The organism is Streptomyces sp. NPDC058773 (genome assembly GCF_042746015.1).
Lineage (GTDB): Bacteria > Actinomycetota > Actinomycetes > Streptomycetales > Streptomycetaceae > Streptomyces.
In genome coordinates this window covers 42,837-51,443 of sequence record NZ_JBHYPE010000048.1, presented here as the reverse complement: position 1 = coordinate 51,443, position 8,607 = coordinate 42,837, and the positions used below count along the sequence as shown (strand labels likewise).

At 72.4% G+C, this 8,607-nt stretch carries 5 protein-coding genes; 3 read left to right on the top strand and 2 right to left on the bottom strand.

Features of this window, described 5'->3' with window-relative positions:
* The first annotated feature begins 466 nt into the window (after positions 1–466).
* Complete coding sequence (locus ACFW5B_RS29700) at positions 467–916, top strand: PTS glucose transporter subunit IIA (RefSeq protein WP_386446180.1); 450 nt, start codon at positions 467–469, stop codon at positions 914–916.
* A 74-nt stretch (positions 917–990) separates the two neighbouring features.
* Positions 991–2,661: a phosphoenolpyruvate--protein phosphotransferase gene (gene ptsP / locus ACFW5B_RS29695; RefSeq protein WP_386446178.1), complete on the top strand. Its 1,671-nt coding sequence runs from the start codon at positions 991–993 to the stop codon at positions 2,659–2,661.
* An 86-nt stretch (positions 2,662–2,747) separates the two neighbouring features.
* Here ptsP and ACFW5B_RS29690 read toward each other — a convergent pair whose 3' ends face one another.
* Entirely contained in the window at positions 2,748–3,689 is a 942-nt protein-coding gene (locus ACFW5B_RS29690; protein ID WP_386446175.1) for a hypothetical protein, read from the bottom strand.
* A gap of 143 nt (positions 3,690–3,832) precedes the next feature.
* Entirely contained in the window at positions 3,833–5,863 is a 2,031-nt protein-coding gene (locus ACFW5B_RS29685) for an acetoacetate--CoA ligase (RefSeq protein ID WP_386446192.1), read from the bottom strand.
* 325 nt (positions 5,864–6,188) lie between these two features.
* On the opposite strand from ACFW5B_RS29685, the gene ACFW5B_RS29680 reads away from it, so the two are divergent.
* A complete protein-coding gene (locus ACFW5B_RS29680) occupies positions 6,189–8,582 on the top strand; it encodes a TIM-barrel domain-containing protein (RefSeq protein WP_386446172.1) in 2,394 nt (797 codons plus the stop codon).
* Positions 8,583–8,607: the final 25 nt, after the last annotated feature.

The following is an 8,607-nucleotide window of genomic DNA, read 5'->3' as shown; positions in this document are numbered from 1 at the left end:
CATCTCCCGGATGTTTCCGGTCGACGGGGTATCAACATATCTGGCGTTGACTTTTGGCACGCTGTTGAGTTCTCAAGGAACGGACGCTTCCTTTGGATTCCCTCTCGGGTTTCCTCCGGGCGCTTCCCTTCGGTGTTTCACACTCTATCAGGCCTTTTCCGGCTTTCGAACCGCTTCCTTTCTGCAGGCATGCAGAAAGCGCAATTCTTGAGTCGCAATCAAGACGCTAGGAGTGCCGCCCACCTCAACCGGACGCAGTTGATTGCGTCCTGGCTGTCCGGGGCAGGTGTCAGACAGTACAGCTCCGGTGTGGGCGAGGCAAATCGATTCAGCGGGACTCGCGGACGGCAACCGGTGTCTCTCATGCGGAACCGTCAGTTCTTATGACTTACGCTTCTGAACGGTGCGCCGTCCAGGACAGGTAGTGACGGCGGCCTGATGAATCTCCACCCCTGGGAGGCTTCCCATGACCACCGTGACGTCCCCTCTTGCCGGACGCGCCATCGGACTCGCGGCCGTGCCCGACCCGGTGTTCTCCGGAGCGATGGTGGGTCCCGGTACCGCCATCGACCCCGTCCGCGAGCCGTCCGCCGCGGTTTCTCCCGTGGACGGTGTCCTCGTGTCGCTGCACCCGCACGCGTTCGTCGTCGTCGACTCCGAGGGGCACGGTGTGCTCACCCATCTCGGGATCGACACCGTTCAGCTCAATGGCGAGGGTTTCGAGCTGCTCGTCAACAAGGGCGACACCGTGACCCGCGGTCAGGAGATCGTGCGCTGGAACCCGGCGGCCGTGGAGCAGGCCGGGAAGTCGCCGGTGTGTCCGGTCGTCGCGCTGGAGGCCACCGCGGACTCGCTCGGCGAGGTGCGTGAGGACGGCGACGTCAAGGCGGGCGACCAGCTCTTCTCCTGGCAGTAGCCGGGCCTCCCCCACAGCAGGTACGACATCCATCGCGGCGGCCCCGGCCGTCGCATCAAGCGGAGACGGGTGCAATGGAGACAACGCTGCGAGGCGTCGGCGTCAGCCACGGAGTGGCGATCGGCGAGGTGCGGCACATGGGCACGGCGGTTCTCGAGCCGCCGGCCAAGCAGATTCCGGCGGACGAGGCGGAGCGCGAGCAGGGGCGTGCCCGTCAGGCCGTGGAGGCCGTGGCTGCCGACCTGATGGCGCGGGGCAACCTGGCGGGTGGTGAGGCGCAGGCCGTGCTGGAGGCACAGGCACTGATGGCGCAGGACCCCGAGCTGATGGCGGACGTCGAGCGGCGGATCGCCGTGGGCAGCACCGCGGAGCGCGGTGTGTACGACGCGTTCGCCGCCTACCGGGCGCTGCTGGCCGGAGCCGGTGAGTACCTCGCGGGCCGGGTGGCCGACCTCGATGACGTGCGGAACCGGATCGTCGCCCGGCTGCTGGGGGTGCCGATGCCGGGTGTGCCGGACAGTGATGAGCCGTATGTGCTGATCGCGCGGGATCTTGCGCCGGCCGACACGGCGCTGCTCGACCCGACGCTGGTGCTCGGGTTCGTGACCGAGGAGGGCGGGCCGACCAGCCACAGCGCGATTCTCGCGCGGGCGCTGGGGGTGCCGGCCATCGTGGCGCTGCCCGGTGCCGGGGAACTCGTCGAGGGCACGGTCATCGCCGTGGACGGCAGCACCGGTGAGGTGTTCGTGGAGCCGAGCTCCGAGAAGCGGACTGCGCTGGAGCGGGCCGCGGCGGAGCGGAAGGCGGCGCTGGCGGCGTCGTCCGGTCCGGGTGCCACGTCCGACGGGCACAAGGTGCCGCTGCTGGCGAATGTCGGCGGGCCCGGTGATGTGGACGCGGCGGTCGAGGCCGGGGCGGAGGGGGTCGGTCTCTTCCGTACGGAGTTCCTCTTCCTGGACGACAGCAAGAACGCACCGTCCGAGGAGAAGCAGGTCGATGCGTACCGCAAGGTGCTGGAGGCCTTTCCCGAGGGGCGGGTCGTGGTGCGGGTGCTCGACGCCGGTGCCGACAAGCCGCTGGACTTCCTGACTCCGGCCGATGAGCCGAACCCCGCGCTGGGTGTGCGGGGACTGCGGACGCTGCTCGACCACCCCGAGGTGCTGCGTACGCAGCTGACGGCGCTGGCGAAGGCGGCCGAGGGGCTGCCGGTCTACCTTGAGGTCATGGCACCGATGGTGGCGGACCGGATCGACGCCAAGGCGTTCGCGGACGCCTGCCGGGAGGCGGGGCTGCAGGCGAAGTTCGGGGCGATGGTGGAGATTCCGTCGGCGGCGCTGCGGGCGCGGTCGATTCTGCAGGAGGTGGAGTTCCTTTCGCTGGGGACCAATGACCTGGCGCAGTACACCTTCGCGGCGGACCGTCAGGTCGGTGCCGTCTCGCGGCTGCAGGATCCCTGGCAGCCGGCGCTGCTGGATCTCGTGGCGGCGTCGGCCGAGGCCGCGAAGGCCGAGGGCAAGAGCTGTGGCGTTTGCGGTGAGGCGGCCTCCGATCCGCTGTTGGCGTGTGTGCTGACGGGGCTCGGTGTCACCAGCCTGTCGATGGGTGCGGCATCGATTCCGTATGTGCGGTCGACGCTGTCCAAGCACACGCTGGCGCAGTGTGAGCGGGCGGCGGCTGCGGCCCGTGCCGCGGACACCGCGGACGATGCGCGGGCCGCCGCGCAGGCGGTGCTCTCCGGGGAGTGATCGCGCGCGGCGCGGTGCGTCGCAGGAGGCTTGATGGCCGTCCCGCCCTTCGTGGCGGGGCGGCCTTGTCGTTTGTCGCGGTGTGGTCAGTCGTGCCGATGCGGGTCGGGTGGGGGCGTGAGGGGGAGGCCGGGGGCGTAGTCGACGCCGTGCTCGGGTGGGATCGGCTCGCCGGTTTCGGCGTCGGTGCAGTAGGCGGTGAAGACCTCGGCGGCGCTGAGGGCGTGGGGCCAGGAGTCGCGGAGGGACCAGCCGCGGACCGTGTCGTGGGCGGTGTCAGGGGTGGGGTCGCCGGTGGTGTCGTGGTCGGCGGGGCCGGTGGTGGTGCGGGAGACGATGCCGCCGGGGGTGCGCAGGGCGAAGCCGGCGGCGAGGACCGTGCAGAAGACGAGGGTGTCCGATTCGGCGAGTTGGAGGCGGGCGCCCTCTGGAGCGGTGGCGTGCAGCACCGCCAGGAGGGACGGGTCGCCGGCCGCGACGGAGCAGACGAGGTGGTGGGTGCCGCTGCCGAGGGCGGTGAGGAGTTGCTGGAGAGCTCGGGTGGCGCGGGCGAAGGCGGCGTGGGCGAGGTCTTCGCCGCACTCGGCGCAGTTACCGGCGCGGGCCAGGACGGCGGAGGCGTGGTCCCAGGTGGCCTGACGGCCCGCTTCTTCGACGAGCAGGGGGAGCAGCCGGCTGAGGGATTCGCCCTGGTAGGTCAACGTCGCGCCGGTGCGGGCGACTTCGGCGGTGTAGCGGCTGCGGCTGTCGGGGCGGTCGGGGTCCAGTGAGAGGTCGCCGCAGTATTTCTCGTAGGCGGCCGGGTCGAAGAGGCTGAGGGTGGTGAGGACGCCTTCTGAGGCGAGGGTACGCAGCAGGTGCTCCATTTGCCGGAGGTAGCTGCGGTGGTCGTCGAACGGGAAGGTGCGATAGCGGCTCATGGCGCGGAAGTCCTGCTCGTCGGCCAGGACGGCGGCGGCGCTGGGGACTTCGCGGCGGAGTTTGCGGCGGGCGGCGGACTGGTCGGTGTACCTGGATGTGGATGTCATGGCTCCCCCTGGTGCGATGTGTCCGGTGCGGAGTGCGGGCCGGACATCACTTGTCACTGAGAGTAATCGGGGGGTCTGACAATGCGGCCGGGCGCCGGACCGGAGGCCGTGCGGGCCTTCGGCGGTCCGGCGCCGGAGACGCCCTACTCCGTACGGTCGGTGGCGCGGTCGCGGGCCACTTGCTCGTAGAAGCTGAGGAGTTCGAGGTTGTCGACGGAGCCCGGGTTGACGGCCTTGTCGAGGGGGGTGCCCTGGAGGAGTCGCTTGACGGGGACCTCGATGCGCTTGCCGGTGAGGGTGTGCGGGACTCCGGGGGCTTCGATGATGTCGTCGGGGACGTGGCGCGGGGAGAGCTGTTCGCGGATGGTGCGCTTGATGCGGTCGCGGAGGGTGTCGTCGAGGGTGGCGCCCGGGGCCAGGTGGACGAAGAGCGGCATCCAGTACCCGCCGTCGGGGAGTTCCAGGCCGATGACGAGGGATTCGCGGATCTCGGGGAGCCGTTCGACGGCTTCGTAGATGTCGGCGGAGCCCATCCGGACGCCCTGGCGGTTGAGGGTGGAGTCGGAGCGGCCGTGGATGACGACGCTGCCGCGGGGGGTGACGGTGATCCAGTCGCCGTGCCGCCAGACGCCGGGGTACATGTCGAAGTAGCTGTCGTGGTAGCGGGTGCCGTCGGGATCGTTCCAGAAGCGGGTGGGCATGGACGGCATGGGGTTGGTGACGACGAGTTCGCCGACCTCGTCGATGACCGGTTGGCCCTGGGGGTCCCAGGCCTGGAGGTCGGTTCCCAGACAGGCGGCCTGGAGTTCGCCGATGTGGACGGGGAGGGTGGGGACGGCGCCGGCGAAGCAGCTGCAGACGTCGGTGCCGCCACTGACGGAGGCGGTCCACAGGTCGGTGCCGCCCTCCGTGAAGCTGTCGTGCAGCCAGCGGAAGCCGTCCGGCGGGAGCGGGGAGCCGGTGGTGGCGACGCAGGTGATGGCGGAGAGGTCGAGGTCGCGGGCCGGGTGGATGCCGGCCTTGCGGCAGGCCATGACGTAGGCGGCCGAGGTGCCGAAGACGGTGGCGCGGGTGGCTTCGGCGACCCGCCACTGGGCGGAGATGTCGGGGTGGCCGGGGCTGCCGTCGTAGAGCACGATCGTGGAGCCCACAAGGAGGCCGGCGACGAGGAAGTTCCACATCATCCAGCCGGTGGAGGTGTACCAGAAGAACCGGTCGTCCGGGCCGAGGTCGCAGTGCAGGCCGGTCTGCTTGAGGTGTTCGAGCAGGATGCCGCCCTGGGACTGGACGATGGCCTTGGGCAGGCCGGTGGTGCCGGAGGAGTACAGGACCCACAGCGGATGGCCGAACGGGACCTGGTCGAAGACCGGTTCGGTGTCATTCGAGGTCAGGTCCGACCAGTTCACCGCGCCTTCGGGGGCAGGGGTGCCGAGCAACGGGATGTGGACGACGGCGCGCAGAGTGGGAAGTTCGTTGCGGAGTTCGGCGACGGTGTCGCGGCGGTCGTGTTCCTTGCCGCCGTAGCGGTAGCCGTCGACGGTGAACAGGAGGACGGGTTCGATCTGCTGGAAGCGGTCCAGCACGCTGCGGGCGCCGAAGTCGGGGGCGCAGGAGGTCCAGACGGCGCCGACCGCGGCGGTGGCGAGGAGCGCGACGACGGCCTGCGGGATGTTGGGGACATAGGCGCTGACGCGGTCGCCGGGGCGGACGCCGAGGCGACGGAGTTCGGCGGCCAGCGAGCCGACCTGGGCGCGCAGCTCCGTCCAGGTGACCGGGGTGGGCTCATGGGTCTCGTCGACGTACAGCAGCGCGGGCGCGCCGGCGCGGGCCGGGTCCTCCGCGGCGCGCAGGGCGTGCTCGGCGTAGTTGAGGGTGGCGCCGGGGAACCAGCGGGCGCCGGGCATCGTCCGGTCCGCGAGGACGGTCTCGTACGGGGTGGTGAAGCGGACGTCGAACCATTCCGCGGTGGCCTGCCAGAAGGCGGGCAGGTCGCGGACGGACCAGTCGTGCAGGGCGGCGTAGCTGGTCGCGGGGTCGCCGGGGGTCGGGTCGGGTGCGCCGTGGTGGGCGGCGGCCCAGGTGTGGAAGCGAGTGACCTGTGCGCCGGCGATGCGGTCCGGACCGGGCTGCCAGAGTGGTTCCGGCTGGTGGGCGGACTGCGGTGCGGTGGTCATCATGCGGCTCCCGGGCGATACGCGTCGTGGGCGTCGGGCGCGCACGGTGGTGGGGGTCCCCCGGCCCAGTGGGTGGGCGTGTGCGCGCGACACGGCTTTCCTGGACGATGCCATGTGATCGACTTGTGCACCAGGGTCGGCTGCCCACATTCGGGGGGGATGTGGTGCCGCCCTGTGGCGCGGTGTGGGGGGCCGGGGCCCGTGGCGGGATTCGGCCCATGCGGGGTGGCCCTCGGGCCTGAAGGTGGCCGAGCGTGACCCCGCGCAGGTGAACGGCAGTTGAACGGTGCCCGCGCAGCCGCCCGTCAATGGGAGGCTGACCGGCATGGACGGGCGGGATCTGGTGCGGTCGGTACGGGTGATCAGGGCGGTCGGGCCGGCGCAGGGGCTGCGGTCCGTGCGCGCTGCGTGGCGGGCGTGGAGAGCGGATGCGCGGGCGCTGCCGCGGCCCGGCGCGGAACGGGCGCGGGTGCCGGGGCCGGCGCGGCGTGCGGAGCCGCAGCCGGGCGGCGGGCTGATCCATTTCGCCCGGTCCTCGCTGCGGGTGCGGGTGGCCGCGGGCGGTGCGGTGTTCTGCGGCTGGGACGGTGCCGAGCCGGAGCCGTCGTACGCGCTGGCCGGGGCGTGTCCCGAAGTGGATGCGCGGGCGGTGCTGGAGCCCGATACGGAGGGCGGCTGGCGGGTGGTCTCCGAACGAGTGCTCGTGGTGGTGTCCCGGCACGGCGCGGTGGAGGTGCGGACGCCCGGCGGGGCGGTGCTGCGGCGGGAGTTGCCGCCGCGCTGGTGGGACCGGGCGGGTGACGAGCGCGCCGGGCGGCCGGAGGGCGCTGGGGTCTCGCGCTGGGTGCAGCGCTCGGAGGTGGCGGCCGACGGCCGGTTCTTCGGGCTGGGCGGCCGGGCGCACGGGCCACGGCTGCGGGAGGGCACGTACCGGCTGTGGAACACCGATCCGGGCGGGGCCTTCGGGCCGGGCGACGATCCGCTGTCGGTGACGATGCCGGTGCAGCTGGTGGTGGCGGACGCCGGTACGCATCTGGTCTTCCACGACAATTCCTGGGACGGCCGGGTCACGCTGCGCGAGGGCGCCGAGGGCGCCGGCTCGGGGCATGACCGGCCGGGCGCCTGTGAGCTGCGGATGGACGGCGGGCCGCTGCGCTACTGGGTGCTGGCCGGGACCCCGGCCCGGGTGCTGCAGGTCTGGACGGCCCTGACCGGTGCGCCCGCGCTGCCGCCGCAGTGGGCGCTGGGGTATCAGCACGCCCGTTGGGGCTTCGGCGGGGAGGCCGAGGTGCGCCGGGTGGTGGCCGGCTACCAGGAGCGGGACCTTCCGCTGTCCGCCGTCCACTTGGACATCGACCACTACGACCGGAACCGCGTGTTCACGGTCGACCGGCAGCGCTATCCGGATCTTCCCGGGCTGGCACGGGAGTTGCGCGCGGACGGGGTGCGGCTGGTGTCGATCGTGGACCCGGCGGTGAGGGCCGACCCGGGGAACCCGGTGTACGAGGGCGGAGCGGCGGCGGACGCCTTCGTACGGGACGCGCGGGGGCGCGAGGTGCGCGGGGTGGTGTGGCCGGGCGAGTCGGTGTACCCGGATTTCACCGATGCGCGGGCGCGCAAGTGGTGGGGTGCGCTGTACGCGGAGCGGCTGGCGCAGGGCTTCTCGGGGGTCTGGCACGACATGAACGAGCCGGTGTCCTTCGCCGCGTTCGGGGAGCGGACCCTGCCGCGCTCGGCCCGGCACGCGCTGGAGGGGCGGGGCGGCGACCACCGGGAGGCGCACAACGTCTACGGCCTGGCCATGGCGCGGGCCGGTTTCGAGGGGCTCTGCGAACTGCGGCCGGGCGAGCGGCCGTTCCTCTTCTCGCGTTCGGGCTGGGCCGGGATGCAGCGCTACGGCGGCAGCTGGTCGGGCGACGTGACGACGGGCTGGCCGGGGTTGCGGGCGTCGCTGTCGCTGGTACTGGGGCTGGGGCTGTGCGGGGTCCCGTACAGCGGTCCCGATATCGGCGGGTTCAACGGGGTGCCGTGTCCGGAGCTGTATCTGCGGTGGTTCCAACTGGGCTCCCTCATGCCGCTGTTCCGTACCCATTCGGCCCTTGGGGCGGGACGGCGGGAGCCCTGGGAATACGGGAGCGAGGTGCTCGGCCATGCCCGTACGGCGCTGTGTGAGCGGCAGCGGCTGCTGCCGTACTTCGGGACGCTGGGGCAGTTGGCACGGCTGACCGGGGCTCCGTATGTCCGGCCGCTGTGGTGGAGCACCCCACGGGACCGGGCGCTGCGGGACTGCGAGGACGCCTTTCTGCTGGGGGACGCGCTGCTGGTGGCGCCGGCGCTGGCGGCGGGGGTGACCCGGCGGCCGGTGCGGCTGCCGCGCGGCCGGTGGTACGACACCGCGACCGGGCAGGCATACGACGGTCCCGGGCAGGTGTGGGTGGAGGCGCCGCTGTCGCGGATTCCGGTGCTGGCGCGGGCCGGTGCCGTGCTGCCGGTGGCGGGCGCGGACGGCGGCACGGAGCTGGAGGTGTGGGAGCCGGCCGCCGGGCGCGGGGGCAGCGGGCTGGTGGTGCCGGACACCGGGGACGGCTGGCAGCGGCCGACGGTGGAGCGCTTCACCTCGCGGTGGTCGGGCGGCCGGGTGGTCGTGGAGCGGCGGGACGGGGGCGCGGTGGGGTATCCGGTGCGGGTGCGGGGGACGGACGGCGTGGTGGAGGGGTGAGTTTGGGCGGGGCGCGGGGCGGGCG

What these genes read in the sequence shown, in the direction of transcription:
- ACFW5B_RS29700 (WP_386446180.1), top strand. Translation starts at nt 467, where the DNA reads ATGACCACCGTGACGTCCCCTCTTGCCGGACGCGCCATCGGACTCGCG.
- ptsP (WP_386446178.1), top strand. Translation starts at nt 991, where the DNA reads ATGGAGACAACGCTGCGAGGCGTCGGCGTCAGCCACGGAGTGGCGATC.
- ACFW5B_RS29690 (WP_386446175.1), bottom strand. Translation starts at nt 3,689, where the DNA reads ATGACATCCACATCCAGGTACACCGACCAGTCCGCCGCCCGCCGCAAA.
- ACFW5B_RS29685 (WP_386446192.1), bottom strand. Translation starts at nt 5,863, where the DNA reads ATGACCACCGCACCGCAGTCCGCCCACCAGCCGGAACCACTCTGGCAG.
- ACFW5B_RS29680 (WP_386446172.1), top strand. Translation starts at nt 6,189, where the DNA reads ATGGACGGGCGGGATCTGGTGCGGTCGGTACGGGTGATCAGGGCGGTC.